This is a genomic window from Xylanibacter muris (assembly GCF_013166605.1).
GTDB classification, from domain to species: Bacteria; Bacteroidota; Bacteroidia; order Bacteroidales; family Bacteroidaceae; genus Prevotella; species Prevotella muris.
In genome coordinates this window covers 1-19,699 of record NZ_JABKKF010000005.1, presented here as the reverse complement: position 1 = coordinate 19,699, position 19,699 = coordinate 1, and the positions used below count along the sequence as shown (strand labels likewise).

General features: G+C 44.8%; 8 protein-coding genes. 4 read left to right on the top strand and 4 right to left on the bottom strand.

Going from position 1 to position 19,699, the window contains the following annotated elements; translation table 11 throughout:
• Positions 1-9 precede the first annotated feature (9 nt).
• From HPS56_RS06455 to HPS56_RS06440, 4 genes are all read right to left on the bottom strand, one after another.
• A complete protein-coding gene (locus HPS56_RS06455) occupies positions 10-3,390 on the bottom strand; it encodes a SusC/RagA family TonB-linked outer membrane protein (RefSeq protein WP_172275353.1) in 3,381 nt (1,126 codons plus the stop codon).
• A 26-nt stretch (positions 3,391-3,416) separates the two neighbouring features.
• Positions 3,417-6,323, bottom strand: a complete 2,907-nt coding sequence (locus tag HPS56_RS06450; RefSeq protein WP_172275352.1) for a fasciclin domain-containing protein — start codon at positions 6,321-6,323, stop codon at positions 3,417-3,419.
• Positions 6,324-6,771: 448 nt separating this feature from the next.
• Positions 6,772-10,248, bottom strand: a complete 3,477-nt coding sequence (locus HPS56_RS06445) for a hypothetical protein (RefSeq protein WP_172275351.1) — start codon at positions 10,246-10,248, stop codon at positions 6,772-6,774.
• 152 nt (positions 10,249-10,400) lie between these two features.
• A complete protein-coding gene (locus HPS56_RS06440) occupies positions 10,401-14,975 on the bottom strand; it encodes a rhamnogalacturonan lyase family protein (protein ID WP_172275350.1) in 4,575 nt (1,524 codons plus the stop codon).
• A gap of 274 nt (positions 14,976-15,249) precedes the next feature.
• Between HPS56_RS06440 and clpB the strand changes: the two genes are divergently transcribed.
• The 4 genes from clpB to HPS56_RS06420 all read left to right on the top strand — a co-directional run bounded on the left by clpB (position 15,250) and on the right by HPS56_RS06420 (position 19,694).
• Positions 15,250-17,841 (top strand): ATP-dependent chaperone ClpB, encoded by a 2,592-nt coding sequence (gene clpB / locus HPS56_RS06435; RefSeq protein ID WP_172275349.1) that lies wholly within the window; start codon positions 15,250-15,252, stop codon positions 17,839-17,841.
• A gap of 142 nt (positions 17,842-17,983) precedes the next feature.
• Positions 17,984-18,151 (top strand): hypothetical protein, encoded by a 168-nt coding sequence (locus tag HPS56_RS06430; RefSeq protein ID WP_172275348.1) that lies wholly within the window; start codon positions 17,984-17,986, stop codon positions 18,149-18,151.
• A gap of 213 nt (positions 18,152-18,364) precedes the next feature.
• Positions 18,365-18,745: an ISAon1 family transposase N-terminal region protein gene (locus HPS56_RS06425; RefSeq protein ID WP_172275347.1), complete on the top strand. Its 381-nt coding sequence runs from the start codon at positions 18,365-18,367 to the stop codon at positions 18,743-18,745.
• Positions 18,711-19,694 (top strand): ISAon1 family transposase, encoded by a 984-nt coding sequence (locus tag HPS56_RS06420; RefSeq protein WP_172275346.1) that lies wholly within the window; start codon positions 18,711-18,713, stop codon positions 19,692-19,694. The genes HPS56_RS06425 and HPS56_RS06420 overlap by 35 nt, the downstream gene beginning before the upstream one ends.
• Positions 19,695-19,699: the final 5 nt, after the last annotated feature.

Below are 19,699 nucleotides of genomic sequence, written 5' to 3'. Positions count from 1 at the left end.
ATTACAATATTAGAATGCCAGGTTAAGACCCACAGTAAAATATTTGCTTCGCGGAGTCTTAGACTTGTCATTTGCAAAGCTCCAGCCCTTTGTTGACACCTCAGGATCCACACCGCTATACTTTGTCCAGCAGAACAGGTTATTTCCTGAAGCATTAATCTTAAGACTTGTAAGACCGAATTTCTTTGCAATCTTATTCGGCAAGTCGTATGTAAGGTTTACATACTGGAAACGAACAAAAGAACCGTTCTCTACATAGCGGTCGGAACCGAGCCAGTTGAATGCAGCCGTTCCACCATAAAGCGCACGAGGAATTGGAGTCACGTCACCATCCTTACGCCAACGATAGTTAACGGAAGCTGTCTGATTCTTTGTAGTGTGCATGCTCTCAAGATTCATACGTGCTGTATTTACAACTTTACATCCGAAACGGTAGTTGAAGCTTGTACGCAAAGTAAAACGGTCATATTTGAATGTGAAGCCGAAACCTCCGTTAACCTTTGGCAAAGAGTTGCCGAGATATACGACATCAAGCTGGTTTATCTCACCGTCATTGTTGATATCCTCATAGATGGCATCACCGCCACGGAACTGATAATTACGTCCGGCATTATCGAAGACAATGCGCTTGGGAGTTCCATCAGCATTCATTACAACCTTGCCATTTGCATCACGTACGACAGGAGCTGTCTTGTTTTCTGCGAAGAAAGAGTTATTGATCCAGTCCTCAAGATTGAAATCAGGATTAATAGCCTGTTGCTCTTTCTGCACATTCAACAGATAATCATAAGAATATTGGTATACCCCTTTATATCGGTAACCATATATAGAAGCAAGCGGGTTACCAACCTGTATACGACTCATAAACAAGCCGTTGTCTGCCTTCCACATATTGTCACTGCTGTTATTAAGAGAGTTCAACACAGACTCGTCCATCTCTGCTATCTCGTTATAGTTCTGTGACACATTGAAGTTGGCACTTGCCGAGAACTTGCCTATTTTAACGATATTGTTGAAGTTTACATTCAACTCCCATCCCTGGTTAGTCATCTTACCGACATTCGAATATGCAAGTGTCGCATAACCGGATGTTGAAGGTATGGAAATATTCTGCATGAGCAAATCCTCTGTAGTCTTATAGTAGTACTCGAACTCAGCCTCAATCTTATCGTCAAACAAACCGAGGTTGAAACCAAGGTTGTAGCTGGTTGTGGTTTCCCACTTAAGGTCGTCAAGTTTCAATCTTTCAAGATAAGCTGTCTGAACACCGGAACCTGAACCATAGTTTCCACCAGTCCTATATGCCTCATAGAACAAAGACTCTGAACTTGGTGCGTTACCTGTTACACCCCAGCTGGGACGGAAAGCAAGCATTGACACCACTTTAGTAAGAGGTTTCATAAATGGTTCGTCTATAATATTCCAACGTGCGGAGAAATTGGGGAAATACGCCCATTTATTCTTCGGACCGAACTTTGAGTTACCATCGGCACGAATACCCACACCGAGAACATAACGGCTCTTATAAGAGAAGTGTCCTGTGTAACTCCAACTCTGTGAACGGCTCTCACCTGTAGAACTTGATGTATACTTACCATCCGGATCCATATCTGTACCGAGAGTCGGAATATCAAGTCCTGTAGGAACGCGGCGATCGGTCATATACTGCTGGCTGCTTGTACCTGTATACATCTCATAACGGAAACGCATGGTAGAGGTCCAGTCTTCATTCTTAAAATAAGGAGTGAAAGTAAGGTCATTCTTGAAAGTGAAACCCATAGAGTTGCTCTCAAGACCGTATGCACGGTTATAGTTTCCGTTGTTCCAGTCAGCTTTCAATATTTCAGCAGGACTGTATGAAGGCTTACTGTTGGCATAGATATCAAAATAAACATCACCTTTATATGTAAGACGGCTCTTGCCTTCTTCTATACCGAGAAGCTCATACTGTACGGCAAAGTCCGGATTTACGCGATAAACGTTCTCCTTACTCCATGCCAGGTTCGCGATAGCCACAGGGTTGCCAAGTTTATAAACGTCATTAAGCTCCTTTGAAGAAGGATTACGCACACCTTCTGACGGGTTCATGATGTAAAACTCATCCGTATCTTTTCCGTTTGCATCCTGACGATAGATACTCATATTAGGCGCAAGCTGCTGGGCAATACCGAGAAGGTCGGAATAGTTCTTGTTGTTATTGGTGTAAGTGAAGGCAAACGTTGTTATGAAACGTATACGGTCGCTCACATCATAGTCGAGAGCCAGACGCGAAGTGAAACGGTTAAGAGTCTGCTTGATGATGGTGCCCTTTTGGTGAAGGTATGATGTTGAAATACGGAAACGGGCCTTCTGACCACCACCACTTATATTGAAAGCAAAGTCATGGCCTTGTCCGAACTGTGACACAGCATCTACCCAATCGGTATTATTGTTCCAATTCTCATAGTCAGCCCAACTCTTATTATAATTAATCTCATTAATGTTTGTTGTGGCACCAGACTGCTGACGGGGATTATAAAGTTCCTCTTTAAGAAGCATTGTATAGTCGTCACCGTTCAGAAGTTTATATCCCTTCGGCTGGAAATAACCGGAGAATTTATAAGAGAAAGCGACTTTTGTTTTACCGCGTGCACCACGCTTTGTCTTGATTTCGATAACACCGTTCGCACCGCGTGAACCCCACATAGCCGTAGAGGCGGCGTCCTTAAGCACACTGATGTTGGCAATATCGTCAACATTCACAGAAAGCAGAGAAGCATAATCCTCTTCCGTTGCATTCTCCGCATCAAAGTCCGGAGCATCAAAAATCTGGTCATCGACAACGATAAGTGGGTTTTTGTTACCGGAAATGGATGTCACACCACGCAGACGCATCTGTGTACCGGCACCAAGGTTACCCGAACCGGCAACAATATCAAGACCGGCAATCTTACCTTGCAGCGCTTCATCGGCACTGGTAAAGGCAAGACCTTCCACCTCAGACATATCCATTGTCTGTTGGGCAACGGAAACCTCACGTTTCGGAATAGACAGACCACCGGAATTTGTGCGGCGGCGTGAGGTGACGGTAACCTCCTTCACCGTAGTCTGCGAAGTCATGGGCACGTTGAACTTTGTGCGGTTGCCTATAGGCATCGTTACTGTCTTATAGCCCACATACGACACTCTCAGTTTGTTCTTTGCATTTTTCACTGCCATTGAGAAGTTACCGTTCATATCAGTAACGGCTGCGGTGACGATACGGTTGTTAGCGTCAAGCTCAACGACATTAGCCATCATTACGGGACCGAACTGGTCGGTAATTGTTCCCGAAATGCGCTGCCCTTGCGCCATCACTGCCTGCACGGCAAGCAGAAGCAAGGCTGAAAGCATTATTTTAAATTTTGGCATAGTATCTTAATTCTTTATAGTTTATATTATTTGCGGAAGCCTTTGTTCTGCTTGGCATTAGCCGTGGCATTAACACCGAAGCTCTTTTCTACATTATAATAAAGAGGCTGGCTGATTTCATGTACGGCTGCAAAAGAAGACGATTTCATGTATGTTGCCTCAGATGCATTCTTATCAAAATCAAACTCACGGGCCATCTTGTTCACATTGCTGCCACCGGCATTGATTGTATGCGTCATACCGGAAGCGTCAGTAACAAGAAGCTTTCCGTTGCCACCGTCAACATTTATTGTCATGTTGCGGTCTTTGCTGTCAGTAAGGAATGTAGAGAAGTTTCCTCTTTCAACGGTATTGTCAGCATAAACGGAGTTGTTCTGGAAATGATAGCGGATGAAACGGCGTATTGCGTCAATCATATTGTATGCCTTTTCCTTTGCCTTTTCATCAGAAGGCATACCCTGACCGGTATTTTCCTCGTCAATCTCATAAAGCCTGTTTATCTCATCCCAAGTAGGAAGACCTTTTCCATAAGCCTCGGCCATAGCCTCATTGTTAGGAACGTATACAGTGTAGTTGTATGAGTTGAACATCTTTATATTATTATCTATACAGCGGTCTTTCTTTGACTCTGTATCCTCATATTCACCCGGACGGTAGAACACTTTAAACCGGTCGATAGGACGTATCTGTGTTTCAGGATCAGGATTTGAAGAAATTCCGGCCCACTCAAGGATTTCCGGAACAAATCCGTTGCAAAGCTCATAGAATTCCTTAAATTCGGGAGTGTGCCTCAGGAATGAATAGACACTGTTTCTGGGACCCTGAATCAGATGATCTACAATATATGTATGTCCGTTTTCCATGTCATACGGAGTCTTTACCACAGCCGGTGCGACACCGTTATCTATCTGAGATCCACTCATAACCTTTGCGCCGAGCTGGTCATTATCCATGCTTCCGCCGGAAACCATAATCTCACCGCCATGTTTTGTCTTATAGAATGTGTTTGAGCCAAGACGCTCTCCGCTGTTAAGCACGACTGTATGGTAATTGATGATATCCGACAGCTGAGCTTTTACGACAGCCATGTTTTTAGTAAGATCCAACGCTCCTATAGAGTCACCAATTTCATGTGTCTCAGGATTATATCTGAACATTGACGCACCGATAAACGGATCTTTCTCCAAAGGATAATAGTGCATCACCTTTGGAACATTCAAATATGTCTTATTACCATTTTCATCTTCATCGTATGCCAAAGAAGCCGGATCCACATAATACAAGTCGAAAGCAGCGTCATTAGGCATAAAGAGGGCATAATTTGCCGACATAGCCAAAAGATAGGCATAGAAGTCGAGGTCAAGCGAATAAGGATTATCTTTGTTGTCTTTAGTAACCGACTGGTTTGAAATAATCCAGTCAACGACCTTCAGGTCGGTACTGAACATCGTCGGAGCAGATACAGCTACATATTTCTTCGGACCGACAACCTTATCCAGCACATATACAACACCATTGTTGGCAATATTGATATCATACTTGCCGTCTGCCTTTTTGCTGATATAGCTCAGTTCCATATCCATGTGGTCGGCAGCATCGTCAATCATACTCGGGAACTTACTTGGCACATTATCGGCAAACGACACCTTCATAAGATTAGACAGCAATGCGGCAGTAACATGCATGGGGATAGAGTCCACATTTTCTATAACGTTCTCATCGGTGTTTTCCTTAAACTTGTAACGGTCAAGAATAGGCTTGCCTCCGCCACGTACAAAATAATCTTTCATGGCCTCATCTGTAGGAACAAACATTGCACCTATTTCATTGAGGACAGTCTCCACTGTGGTGTTAGAGGCCGCAGCTCTGTAATACTCGTTCCATCCCGGGTCGAAAGTAAGGAGAGTGTTTGAGGCAACCGGCCTGCCGTTCGGATCCGAATTGAATGCCAGGGCACCTTGCGAAAGGGCACTGAGATAGCGTACCTCAAATATAGAGTCGGGATTTATTATACCGGCCATATTATTACCGGCAGCTTCCTGCTCATGATACCAGTCATGGAACTTATTTGTCACCGCACCATTATATACAGGAACAGCAAAGCGGTCAAGCATGTGGCTGAATATGCTGCAACGGTCCATTTTCTTCAGCATCTGCGCCATATTGCCGGGAGAAACCACCACGTTGTCTACCTGATGAATATAACCGTTTTGACAAGTAATGTCAGGAACAATGATTCTCTTGTCGAAAATATATGCGTCAGAACCAGTATACTCGCCACCGGTAAGCAGCGAGAAGTCACTTTTATCACCTGCTGTGGTAATGCTGTTATTAAGCATATAGTCACGGGTAAAATGTACAATCATCTGAGTTGTAGCATCAGATACCACATTCACACCGGTCTTATCAAAACGGCTCCAATAAGGATTACCCTTGAATTCATTGATACCCGGCATGTTGTAATACGTAACGGAATCAATGGCATTAAGTGCGGAAAGATGCTTTACCGCCATACCGGGCTCTACGCTTGATGTTGAACTTGCATTCGAGAGCATGTTCACCAACAACGCGTTGTCAAGCATTGATGAATAAAGGAGAATTTTTTTCTGTGCCATAGACAAGTCGTTGTAGCTGTGCACACCGGGCCATGGCTCACTCTCAAAGAACTTAGCAAAAGCCTCGTCGTTGGCAGGAAAGACAGTCTTACTACCCGTACGCTTCATTGTCTCCGTGTAACCGAGGTCATCGATCAACTTGAGATAGGTGGTAAAATCACCCTGGAGGAGACGAGAGCTCTTACTTTGCAATTCATCGTAGATACTGGCTCCAAGCCAATCCGGCCTGGAATCTTCATCCACGAGTTCATTCTTGTCTATACATGACGGCATAAGGCCTGCACAGACAAGCGAAAAACAAAAGATGAGTTTCTTCATAAATTTCCGATTAAGTTATTATTTGTTTTTAGTTATTTGTCGTAAGTAGCATCCAAAAGGACCCAATAATCCCTCTGTTTATTTCAATTTCAGCTACAAAGTTAACATAAAATAATTTAATGACAAATAAAAAGATATCTATATTTATAATTTTAACAAAATAAATTTAGTGTATGTTACACATTATCATGGCTTTTATCATTTTTTGATGTAGCTAAGACAAAAGTCAAACTTATTTGAATGAATAATTAAAATCAACGGTAAACAACCAACTTTATCATCATAATACTAATCCCCATAAATAATGCGGTGATGTCACACCTGAGAATGAACAGCCGTATTATGACAAGACAAATCACCGCTAATCATTTCCAACCAAAAACTTACCACAAAAAAAAGGATGCCCCATTGGAGCATCCTTTTTAATTTCATGATATATGAAGAACTGTTAGTTCACAACATACTTCTTACCGTTCATGATGTATACACCCTTGGCAAGACCTTTGAGGCTGTTGCCGACCTTTGTTCCGCTGATTGAATAAACAGAACCGGAAACATTGCCGTTCTCAACACATGTTGTCACATCATTAATACCGTCAACAACATTTTGGTCACCAAAGTAGCGGAGCTGCGGATTCATGAAGAAGCCCTGGCCTACCATTCTGAGACCGTCAATAAGGAAGCCAAGCTCCATGTTGCCTTTTGCAGCAAGAGAGAATTCCATGCTTGGACGATAGTAGCCCTTTGCAAACAGAGGAGCAACATCTACTGTATGTGTATAGTCATAGTTTGTGAATGACTCGCCTCCAGGCAGCACATACTTGGAGTTATCGCCTGTACCTTCTACCTTACCGCCTTCAGCCTGAAGCAGACCCTTGACAGCAACCTTCTCATCGTTCATTGTGAGCCAGAACACCTCTGATGTGTAATCGTCAACGATTGAAGATTCGATAGTATAAGAAGATCCCTTTGTCACGTTACGATAAGTAGCGTTTGCAAAATAGTGATAGTTACCAGCCGGCATATCTGCAAGAACCTGTGTAAGCTTGGAGTGAGCCTTAGTATTTGCAAGATCATGGATATCGCCGCCGAAATATCTGAATAGCATACCGGTACCGGAATTGTTGAAGAGAGTATCGGAAGCGATTGTTGTCTCACCGATAGTAAACTCACCGTATGTCCAACCCTCGAAGTTGTCATCACCCTCATTGAACTTAGGATTCTTGATAACTGTGGTCAGGTCGAAATATTTGCCTATTGCAGGATAAACACCGCTCACCTTAAACGCATTTGAAGCAGCGAACAGTTTCGGGAACTGAGCGAGAATTTCATCAAGTGTGGCATTCTGATTATCAACAACACCCTGAGCCTCGTTGATTGCATTTACGAACGGAGTAGTGTCTACACCATTAGGATTGCGTGCCTCGCTGTTCAATGCCTTCGCCTCATTAACGGCAGCCTGCAGAGAATCGCGTGTAGGCTTGATTACAGCAGCGATAGAATCCTGGAGATACTTGTCGTATGCACCGTAGAATGTAAGAGTGTTGCTGCTATAACCATAGTCTGTAGCACATACAACACTACGGTCCTCACCACCGTTAGCCCATGGATCAGCATTATTGAGAGCATCGATACCGAATGTAACATCCACCGGTGCATTTGTAATGTTCAAACGAACCTTGTATGTTTCAGGAGTTCCTGATGCAGTATGAATCATCAAAGAGTCAACCGTATCACCCATCTTTGTTACAAACCAAACACCGTTAGGTTCTGTAACGATACCGTCATGACGGCCCTGTCCCCAAGAATAAGCCTGGAATTCTAATTCATACAGACCATTGTTCTTAAGGTTTACAGTCTGAAGAACAGCGTTCTTCGGTCCTGTTGTATTACCACGGTTTGCAAAGATACAAGTATTGTTTACAAAACCATCCTTGCTACCATATTTCCAAGCCTGCTTACCCTCACTGTCATTGGTAACATTCCAACCATTACCCTTCTCTGCAAAGTCCGGGTTAACAATTGTAACAGTACCAGGATTATTATAACTTGCATTTGCAGAATAATAAACATCAAGAGCAGCGGCAAGAGCATCAATCTGTGTGAACATTGCTGTAGAATCTTCTGCTGTAGGAACAGAAGCGGCAACACGTGTAGTGTAAACGCCCTTGGCATCATTGATTGCTGTCAGCAATGCAGGCTTGCCCTCTGTACGTGTCTCGTCAGCGTATGCAGTCTCAGCCGTATTAATAGAACTCCCAAGTCTTACATATACTTCGTTGTCTCTATCATACACCTTAACAGCATCGTCTACAATCTTCTTGCCTTTGTTTATCGTGTCCTCAGACGCCTTTGAATAAACAGTAACGAACTCATCATGTATTCCCTGTCCCTTGCTTGCAGCAGCAGCAAGTTCTTCCTTGCCATAGAGATACTTGGCATCAGCATGCTTAGCCTTGGCATTATCTATGCTTGTCTGCAAAGCAGCGGCAGCAGTCTCAACAGTCTTCTTAAAGAAGAAAGCATCAACATCTTCCTGTGTAGCACCACCGAGAAGACGGATTTCAACAGGGCAGAAAGCAAAGAAACCGCCTTCTTTAGCTCTAAAGCCGGGGGTACGGTAACCAACTGTAATATCCTCACCTTCAGCGACTGTACCTACCATCGAATATCTCTTTGCCTTTGTAGGACTTACGGTTGAAACATTGTCAAACCACAGAGTATCGTTATTGACAAACATACCCATGCCTGTCACAGAGTCACGCAGGAGAACACCATTCTTGTTTGAACTGCTTACACGATAAGCATAGTTACCGGATGCCTTACATGTAAACATATAGTTACCCGGAGGAAGAGAAACTGTCTGATAAAGATGAGCTTTCTCCGAACCGTCACCCATTCCCTGAGGATAAGACTGAGTTGCAATATATTTGCCCTCACCATAGTTTACATTGCGCGCAAGTTGGGAAACGACTCCCCAACGTCCTGTATGACCGTCAGAAGTCTTCCATTCCTTTATGCCTTTAGCCTCACCGTTATTACCGCCTGAGAAATCCCAGTTTTTGAAGTACTTGGATACATCAACTGTGTTGGCATCAAGGAATTCACTGATCATATTGTCTGCTTCCTGAAGCACTGACGGATCGAGAGGATTGTCAAGCTCGGCTTTTGTGCTTTCAAAGAACTCCAGCAAGAGGTCAAGAGTCTCACGTTCGTTGGGGAAGTTCTTCTCGTCAGCCTTATAGGCATTGATTATTGATATATATTCGTCAATCACGCGGTCATCACCAACTTCACGCACCTGATATACACCGAAATCGGCCAGCATGTCACCGGCAACAAGGCTTGCAAAATGGAAATTGAGATAGCATGGATCACTGACTGTAACAAGATATTTCATCTCTTTCCATTCCGCATCATAGCGAAGACCTGTATAAGGAGAAACCTCTACACCGTCGTTACCGGTTTCTTCCGTGGCGTCACAAACTGTCGTTCCGTCATTGTTGAGGAACAGTCTCTGATAGTTTGCCGCTGCTGCGTCACCTGTTGTCAGACGGCCGTCGCTGCCGCTCTTTACTTTATAAGTAACATAATAATAACCCGGAGAGGTTATATATTTGCTGAGGAATAATTCCCCCCCCGTACCGACTCCGCCGGTGGAGTTTACCTGAATGGCCGCCATTCCGAGGTCACCGGGAGTTACAACTTCAAAGGTATCGATGATACCTGCACCAAGATCAGCAACATCATTGTGCTTAAAGCCCAATGCCGCCAATCCGTCATTCAGATTTCCTGTGATAAGATTCTCACCGGAAACTTGCCACCTGTTCAACTCGGTGTAGCAATAGCTGCCACTTGTAAAAGCAGCGTTAGCCCCTACTGCGCCAAGCAAAGCAAGTGAAAGCGAAAGTAATTGCTTTTTCATTTGTTGTTTTGTTTTAATATTAATAAAAAGATATTTTTCATTATCTTGCGACAAAGATACGCACAAATTTCCAAAAAGCCCAGACTTTTCTGTACGAAAATCTGGCTTTTTGTACTTTTTCCGTGCGTATTTTGACTTAAAAGTGTCTTTTTTTACTTAATCACGACTTTTACCGCCCTGCTGTATTTAGACGTCTGCAGCTGCAACACGTATGTACCGGATGCCAGTCCTTTATCATGAGCAGTCTTTACGGCATCTCCCAAAGCAGATTCATATTCAGCCAAAAGCATACCGCTTGTGGTAAACACACGACAACGGACAGTCTCGTTTGCGGATCCGGCAAAGATACCGTCACCACTGTCTACCACACGGAGAGTACCGTTGGCTGTAAACAGATTATCTGTATTCCATGCCAACGACGGAGGCAGCTGCGGAAGATTTATCTCCGGAGTCCCGGAAAATGTGCCTGCCGTCCAAAGCACAATCTCGTCACCAGCAGCCGGAACGTAACTCGGACTTAAAGTCACGTTAACCGTTCCATTCATGCTAAGATTACCGACAACATTAAGATGAGAACGTGATGTAAGTGTATTTTTCGCATTCCTTATATTCATATTGACAATAGCTCCCGCAGGAATCACGGCATTCTTGTTTACCTTTATCTCTCCTGTAAAATCCTCTACATTGCGTCCGGGCTGAAGTATCGCACCGCTACGGAGTGTTATTGTAGGCACGGCACCCTGGCCAAGAAGTTTGGCACCGTTCAAAACTGTAATAGACGAAGAAACGCCAAGCAAATCGGAAATGCTCAAAGTGTTTCCAAGATTAATGGAACCCTGACTTAGCGTTATTCTGCCTATCGCAGGCTGTGCCTTTGATATTGTCCACATACCTTTACCTATTTTCTGTACGGCAGAAGAGATTGTTCCAGAGAAGTTGATGTCTGAATTATCCGCACCGATGTAATATGTCCCGCCACCGGTGAGAGTTCCGTTGCCGGAAATCGAGCCTATTCTTACATTCACTTTCGTTGCCGATGAAGTTGAATTATTCCTGAATTCGTTGGACATGGTAAATCCGTTGCCTATCTCCAATGTGCAGTTACTGAGGTCGGCACCGTCCATAAAATCAAGGTAATTATATCCGCCGTTTACCTGCAGGCTCACCTTTCCCCGGAAGTTTTTCCAATCGCCTCCGAGATGTGCACGTGAGATATTATCCTGAGGATAGATATTCAAAGTGCCTTCTCCAGAGAGTCTTGTGCGGTAATTGCAGCGACCGTCAAGATAAAGGTTTGCCGTAACACCCTTGTTCACGTGCAATATGGAGTTGTCGTTATTATAGCTGTTATATGAATTGACATGTCTCAGCGTTGAGTTGCCTGTGAATATCACGGAATCCGCAAACGGTTTGTCGTTGCCGAGATCCGGCTCAACCTGCACAGTTCCGCTGTTTATATACATCTTACCGAACCTATTGTTCATTGGTAGTATTAATGTACCCGTACCTTTCTTATATATAGGGGCTTTAACCGCAGACGTTATCGGTTTCTCGATTGTGAGTGTGGCATTATTACTTGTGTTGATTGTTCCGCCTCCCTCACCGACAGTAATCCGCTGAGAGGTTTTCGATGTTGATGTCACATTGAGAACCGCTGCATTATTTATTGTTATCAGAGCATCGACACCACCTATGGAACCGAAATCCACACCTTCATTATTGGCAAGTGAGCTGACGGTAAGTGTTCCGCCGTTGATTATAGTACCTCCCGAGTAACTGTTGGAATTATTGATTACCGTGGTACCGGTTCCATTCTTAACAAGATTCCCTGAACCTGCAATACTTCCGCCATTGAGGCTATATTTCTTCTCATTATTCTCAAAGACTACAGACTTCGGTGAAACTGTATTTACTATATTTACGTCTGTAACAGCCGCGTTGTCATTAAATACGACCACATCACCGTCTACAAAGATATCCGCAGCTGCAACACCGTCAATCTTAAAGTTCTCTGTCATACCGACATCCCATAACGAACCGTTCTCACCTGTCCATGTTGTTTCTGTTGCTTCACGAAGCCCGATCACATTTATATAAAGTTTTCCGGCTTCATACAAAAGTTCGGATTTCACACCGGAAAGCCCTTCAACAACAATGTCACCGACATTGCCGTCAACCTTTGCAAACTCACCCACAAGATATTTTCCTGCAGCAAGCGTATTCTCACCATCAGCTACATTTGACACTACACGGATAACGGGAGTGGAATATTTAGGACCGTTCTGCCAGCCTTTCTTCTCAATCTTCAATACGTTTGCTTTAACCATATCGGCAGTAAGGTTCTTACCGTACAGGTCAAGGGCAAGCACCGAACCGAAATTCATTATCAGCGAGTCTGTCTCGACCACTGAGGCAGCGCCCTCAGTACCAATCTCGACAGTGGCATTATAGTCAGCCTGTATACCTTTCATAAACTTGCCTCCGGCAGAAGAAAGAACAGAATGACGGTTGAGCCATACACGGCTGTTCTGCATCGTACCGTCAAACTTCAAAGTTCCTGCCCAAACGTCTGTCGGACCGGTGTAGGTCTCTATTACATTTGGAAGCTGAAGTATTCCGTCGCCCTGTTTAACAAGACGCATGTCACCCGTAAAAGCCCCGCCTGTCAGTGTATGCGTATATACCTCTGTGACGATATTGTCGTTGTCGTCATTTCCCTGAACCCATGTCGGGGCATTATCGGTAAATATATATGGCTTCGCACCATCAGCCACCGCTACGGTCATATCGCCGTTGTCACTCATCATTATATGCTTGCCATCTGTCGACGAACCGATTGTCGCACCATTTGATATCTCAGTACGTCCGGTAGTTGTCAAAGGAGGCGGAGCTATCGTTATGCCTTCCAATTCACCAAGGAAATAACTTGTATGGGGAGGTTGGTTATATCCGCACATCTGCCATACCATCGCATTACGGTACTGATGGTCATGCCACAATGTGTAGTTGCGCCATGGTGTCTCCATATCCGTTGTATAGATACGGATATTGTTGTCTGCCGTACGCATTATCACCTCCTCGCGCCAGTCACCGAGTATATCGCCTTGCAGACATGGCGTTCCCTTTGTGTCATTGTTGGTCATGCTTCCTTCAAGCAATGCTATTCTTCCCTGACGCGCTTTCAATATGGCGCCCTCGGTATTCTTCCCGTTATCGTAATTGAAAGTTTCCTCACAAAGGTCACCGTCCCAATATATACGGAAATTCTGTGCTATATGCCTTGTTCCCGGAGACGGGATGGCTGCTGCGGTTACAGAACTCACAAGATTCGGATCTCTTGACGAAACACCCTGCGCACCAGGGAATTCATTTATGAAATTGCCCATTATAGCGCGGCCGTCATCGCTTCCTGCAACATAACGGTAGTATATCTTTGATGTTGTGGCATCACGGAAATTGTTTCCTGGGCGGTCTTCATTACATGCAAATATCTCCTGACCGTGCTTATACGGGTCGAAATCGCTGCAGTGTTGCGCATCTCCGTGACCAAGCCCTGTCGTAGACAGTCCTTTTCCGTTATCATCAATGACCATCGAACCGAAAACAATCTCATCGCGTCCGTCCCAGTCGACATCAGCAATGCCATAATTGTGATATCCCTGTCCATACCATGGCGAGCCTTTTTCATTGTTCACCCAGCGCCACCGTTCGATAAGCTTATGGGTAGAGGGATCCACATCGAATGCCACCATCTTATGGCGGGTATAAATACCTCGGGCAAGGAATATGCTGGGTTTCTTGCCGTCAAGATACGGTGCTCCGAAGAAATGCTTTGTTGAGCGGTGGCCGTAACCGTCACCCCATGCCGCATCAAGATTCGTCTCTCCATCTTCAAGGCGCTTAAGCGGATACTTCATCTGATGATAGACATCGCCCGTGGCACCGTTAAGGTAAAGCAGGAACTCGTCACCATCGTGCATAAAGTAGTTTGCACCGCCTCCTCCATTAGGATTACGGTAGTTCTTCGACTTGTCACCAATGACAATTTCTTTTCCATCAGCCGTATGGATAACCGTACCGTCAGCCGCACGCATCACAGCCTCGGCCTTGCCGTCACCGTCCCAGTCATAGGCGACAATGTTATTCTCATTATTTTGAAAGTCTGACATGTTCGGACCGAAATCAAGCCACCACAGTTTTGTGCCGTCAAGCTTATATACCTCTACAATAGCATACTCGCCATTATATCCGTTTGGCTTGTATCCGCTTTCAATCTCGCTAAGGTTGTCAAACTTCAGCAGAATCTCAACCTCACCGTCACCATCGACATCTGCCGCACAGGCATCGTTCGGAATATAAACACTGGTAAGGTTGCCATGATTCATCTTTATTTCCTTGTAATTCTTTTGCCAGGGAGTAACAGCCTTGCTCTTAGCCTGCGCCACACCGCGTACAACAGCTTCTACAGTATAGGTGCTTCCTGTCGAGCCGCCTTTGTCTGTAAAGTTTGAAACATCAAGCGGCTTGCTGTTAAGCTTTGTTCCATCACGGTAGATATTATACTTGGTGTCGTAATACTCCTCTCCGAAAATACGCCATGAGCAATAAACACCAGAGGATGTTTTCACTGCCACTAATCCACGGTCTATTACGTCTGTACGTCTTTGGGAAAACGAGCCTAAAGACATCAGTCCGGCCAATGATAGTAGTAAAAGTTTTCTTTTCATTTATTGTAAGTTTGTTAGTTTTATTCTTATCTATATTATACTCTATCTAATTTTTTCACTGAGTATATAAACTAATTATAATAATGTGCAAATATACGGAGAATCAACGAGAAACTATCATAAATTTAACATCAAAAACATTAAAATCTGACATAACGTCGTTTTTTTAACATTGTTACCTGCATTGTCGCGCCAATATGACAGCAATAGGGCACAGGCATGTAATTTGACTTAATAATCTCAGAAAATACGATAAAAAGAAAGGAGACAAAAAATGACATTCGACAAATTTACCATTAAGGCACAAGAAGTTGTGCAAGAGGCAGTTAACACTGCCCGACGCAACGGGCAACAGAGCATAGAGCCTGTTCACTTGTTGTACAGTATAACAATAAAGGCAAAGGATATAGCAAACTTTATTTTCCAAAAACTCGGTGTAAGCATTACAAATATAGAAACACTGACCACCAGGGAAATACAACATTTGCCCAAAGTACAGGGAGGCGAGCCTTATTTGAGCAATAACACAAACAAAGTATTGCAGCAATCCATTGACTTCTCACAGAAAATGGGTGATGAGTTCATCAGCATAGAGCCTGTATTGCTTGCCTTGCTTACTGTAGACTCTACAGCAAGCCGGATAATGAAGGACGCAGGATGCACAGTAAAGGATATGCAGGCGGCCATCAACGAACTGCGTCGGGGACAAAAGGTGCAGTCGCAATCCGGAGACGAGAATTTCCAGAGTTTGGATAAGTATGCAAAGAATCTGGTGGAAGAGGCAAGAGCCGGAAAACTCGACCCTGTGATAGGCCGCGATGAGGAGATACGCAGAGTATTGCAGATTCTTTCAAGACGCACAAAAAACAATCCCATACTGATCGGTGAGCCGGGAACAGGAAAGACAGCCATCGTTGAGGGGCTGGCCGAACGTATCGTACGCGGAGATGTGCCGGAGAACCTGAAAGACAAAATGCTTTATTCTCTCGACATGGGAGCGCTCGTAGCCGGAGCAAAGTATAAAGGTGAGTTTGAGGAACGACTGAAAAGCGTGATCAATGAAGTGACAAAAAGCGAGGGAAAGATACTTCTGTTCATAGATGAGATACATACCCTTGTGGGAGCAGGAGGCGGTGAGGGAGCCATGGATGCAGCCAACATTCTGAAACCTGCGCTTGCACGTGGAGAACTCCGTTCCATAGGTGCCACAACATTAAATGAATATCAGAAGTATTTCGAGAAGGACAAGGCCCTTGAGCGCAGATTCCAGACCGTAATGGTGGACGAACCGGATGAACTGAGTGCGATCAGCATTCTGCGCGGACTGAAAGAAAGATATGAGAACCACCATAAAGTAAGGATACAGGACGACGCATGTATTGCAGCCGTTACATTGTCTGAAAGATATATAAGCGACCGTTTCTTGCCTGACAAAGCCATCGACCTTATGGATGAGGCAGCGGCAAAACTGAGGATGGAACGCGACTCTGTGCCTGAAGAACTGGATGAGATAACACGCAGGCTGAAACAGCTCGAGATTGAGCGCGAAGCAATAAAACGCGAAGACAACAAACCCAAAATAGAACAGCTGGAAAAAGAAATAGCGGAACTTCGCGACCAGGAGAAACAATTCAGGGCCAAATGGGAAGGCGAGAAAAGTCTTGTCAACAAAATCCAGGATGACAAGCAACAGATGGAGAATCTCAAGATTGAGGCAGAACGTGCCGAACGCGAGGGAAATTATGAGCGTGTGGCGGAAATACGCTATGGCAAGTTGAAAGAACTCGAGCACGACATAAAAAACATCCGACTGCAACTGAAAAACACTCAGGGCAGCGAGGCGATGGTACGCGAAGAAGTTACAGCCGACGACATTGCCGAGGTGGTGAGCAGATGGACTGGTATTCCTGTTACGAAAATGATGCAAAGCGAACGCGAGAAGCTGCTTAATCTTGAAGGTGAGCTCCATCTAAGGGTCATAGGCCAAAACGAGGCAATAAACGCTGTAAGCGATGCCGTAAGACGTAGCCGTGCCGGACTTCAGGATCCCAAACGACCTATAGCATCATTTATCTTTCTTGGAACAACGGGTGTGGGAAAGACTGAACTGGCAAAGGCCCTGGCCGAATATCTGTTCAATGACGACAGCATGATGACACGTATAGATATGAGTGAATATCAGGAGAAATTCAGCGTGTCACGACTCATTGGTGCGCCTCCGGGATATGTAGGATACGACGAGGGCGGACAACTAACGGAAGCGGTAAGGCGCAAACCCTATTCCGTTGTATTGTTCGATGAAATAGAAAAGGCACATCCGGATGTTTTCAACATCCTCCTTCAAGTCCTTGACGACGGACGGCTGACAGACAACAAAGGACGCACCGTCAACTTTAAGAATACAATAATAATAATGACATCAAACCTCGGAAGCCAATTCATACAACAACAGTTTGAGAGGCTCACGCCACAAAACCATGATGCGGTAATCAGCGAGACAAAGGAAAAGGTAATGGAACTTCTGAAAAAGACCATACGCCCGGAATTCCTCAACCGCATTGACGAGACAATAATGTTTACTCCTCTCAGCAAGGATGAAATAAAGGATGTCGTAAGCCTGCAAATAAATGCAGTGAAAAAAATGCTTGAACATCAAGGCATACATCTCATTGTAACAGACGATGCTGTAAGCTATCTTGCAGACGAGGGCTTTGATCCGGAATTCGGAGCACGGCCGGTAAAACGCGCAATACAACGGCTTATATTGAATAATCTCTCCAGGCAGATACTTGCAGAAGAGGTCGATAACGACAAACCAATAACAATTGATTATGACGATACAGAACTGACATTCAGAAACGCATAGCGTTTTTAGGGGTTAGGAACAAAATAAAGAGTGAATAATAGACAGTAGACATGCTGTTTATTATTCACTCTTTTATTTGTAATAATTCCTATTACAAAGGACGCCCCTCCGACTCCCTTTCGGGGAGAGAAAGGATGGGTATGTGGAACATTCCGAATCTGCAATGGGTATAAATGTACCATGGTTTGTAGAATATGTGTCATCATTCATTGAAGGGGCGGAGGAATCCCCACATGAGACAACAAGTAGGGACGTGCCTTTGGCACGTGTCAGACGGCAATATCCTTTAATGAGCAAGCTATATTTGTAACATACATCACACCGGACACATCGCGAAGCGATGTTCCTACATGGGGATGTATCCATCCGACAATACGGATATTCCCACACGATACCCGCCACTATATCATATCCCCACTGATTTGCTACTGAGCAAAAAAAACGGCACTGCCGAAGGGCACGGCTCACCCGACAAACCGGGGGGAGTTTCTTTTATTTATCCGAAAAGTGCTACCTTTGCATCATGAACACTCAAGGACTATTGGCATTGGCACAATTAATTCTGCCATCTGAAATACTTTCGAATTTTGAAGTTGTACGTGTGGAAGAGGAATCATCCCTTATTCGTATTTACCTTGACGAGGCTGTCAAGGCTGAATACAAGGCTAATCCCGCTATTGAATCCAAGGGTTTCACTGACGCCGTGACCATCCGTGATTTCCCGATTCGTGACAAGGGCGTGGACCTGATTGTCAGAAGGCGCAGATGGCATGACATACCGGCCAACCGGTATTTCTCCGACACCTATGCCCTCAAGGCCGATGGGACCCGCTACTCGAAGGAGTTTGCGGCTTTTTTAAAAGGAGTGTATGGAGACGATTCCTACGACCTCCCGTTCGCTTGACCGCTATTACCACATAAACGGAGATACGTTCGAGAAGCAATATAAAGATATACTCAGCGGCTATCGCGAATGGAGCGAGCTGTCTCATGCGGAGGATTGGCTCGTTTTCCCCGATAACGTCGGGGAAAGCATCTGCATTGACGAGAGTGCCCCGAGCAACGGTGAGCTGTACACGGTAGTGACCAACCGTGCCTCACGTGGCGGGAAAGGGACAATCATAGCCATTGTTAAGGGCGTAGCCGCCGATGCCGTCACGGAGTGTCTTATGCGCATTGACGAAAACAAGAGGCTTACGGTCAGGGAAATAACGATGGATATGTCCAATTCCATGCGACTCATAGCCAGACGCTGTTTTCCCAATGCCATACGGACGATAGACCGCTTTCACATTCAAAAGCTCGCCTGTGATGCCTTGCAGGAGATGCGTATCGCACACAGATGGGACGCCATTCAGGCAGACAACGATGCAAGGGAGGAAGCCCGATGCACGGGAGAGACATACACTCCAACCGTACTTGCAAACGGAGATACGCACAAGCAGTTGCTTGCACGCAGCAGATACCTGCTTTTCAAGTCAGCCGACAAATGGACGGAAAGTCAGAGACTAAGAGCCGGGATACTCTTTGAGACATACCCGGACATAAAAGAGGCTTATTCACTCACACACTCACTGAGGATGATTTTCTCCAGGAACACCATCAAAGACGCGGCAAGACTGTCGCTTGCGCGTTGGTACAACAAGGTGGACGATTCCGGATTCAAAAGCTTCAATGTCATTGCAGCAACACTTTTCGAGCATTATGATGAGGTTCTGAACTTCTTTATCAACAGGGCTACCAACGCATTTGCGGAATCATTCAATGCAAAAATCAAGGCTTTCAGGGCTGCTTTAAGAGGGGTGACAGACATTAAGTTCTTTCTTTTCAGACTTACAAGGCTATATGCTTAATCCCC

What these genes read in the sequence shown, in the direction of transcription:
- HPS56_RS06455 (WP_172275353.1), bottom strand. Translation starts at nt 3,390, where the DNA reads ATGCCAAAATTTAAAATAATGCTTTCAGCCTTGCTTCTGCTTGCCGTG.
- HPS56_RS06450 (WP_172275352.1), bottom strand. Translation starts at nt 6,323, where the DNA reads ATGAAGAAACTCATCTTTTGTTTTTCGCTTGTCTGTGCAGGCCTTATG.
- HPS56_RS06445 (WP_172275351.1), bottom strand. Translation starts at nt 10,248, where the DNA reads ATGAAAAAGCAATTACTTTCGCTTTCACTTGCTTTGCTTGGCGCAGTA.
- HPS56_RS06440 (WP_172275350.1), bottom strand. Translation starts at nt 14,975, where the DNA reads ATGAAAAGAAAACTTTTACTACTATCATTGGCCGGACTGATGTCTTTA.
- clpB (WP_172275349.1), top strand. Translation starts at nt 15,250, where the DNA reads ATGACATTCGACAAATTTACCATTAAGGCACAAGAAGTTGTGCAAGAG.
- HPS56_RS06425 (WP_172275347.1), top strand. Translation starts at nt 18,365, where the DNA reads ATGAACACTCAAGGACTATTGGCATTGGCACAATTAATTCTGCCATCT.
- HPS56_RS06420 (WP_172275346.1), top strand. Translation starts at nt 18,711, where the DNA reads ATGGAGACGATTCCTACGACCTCCCGTTCGCTTGACCGCTATTACCAC.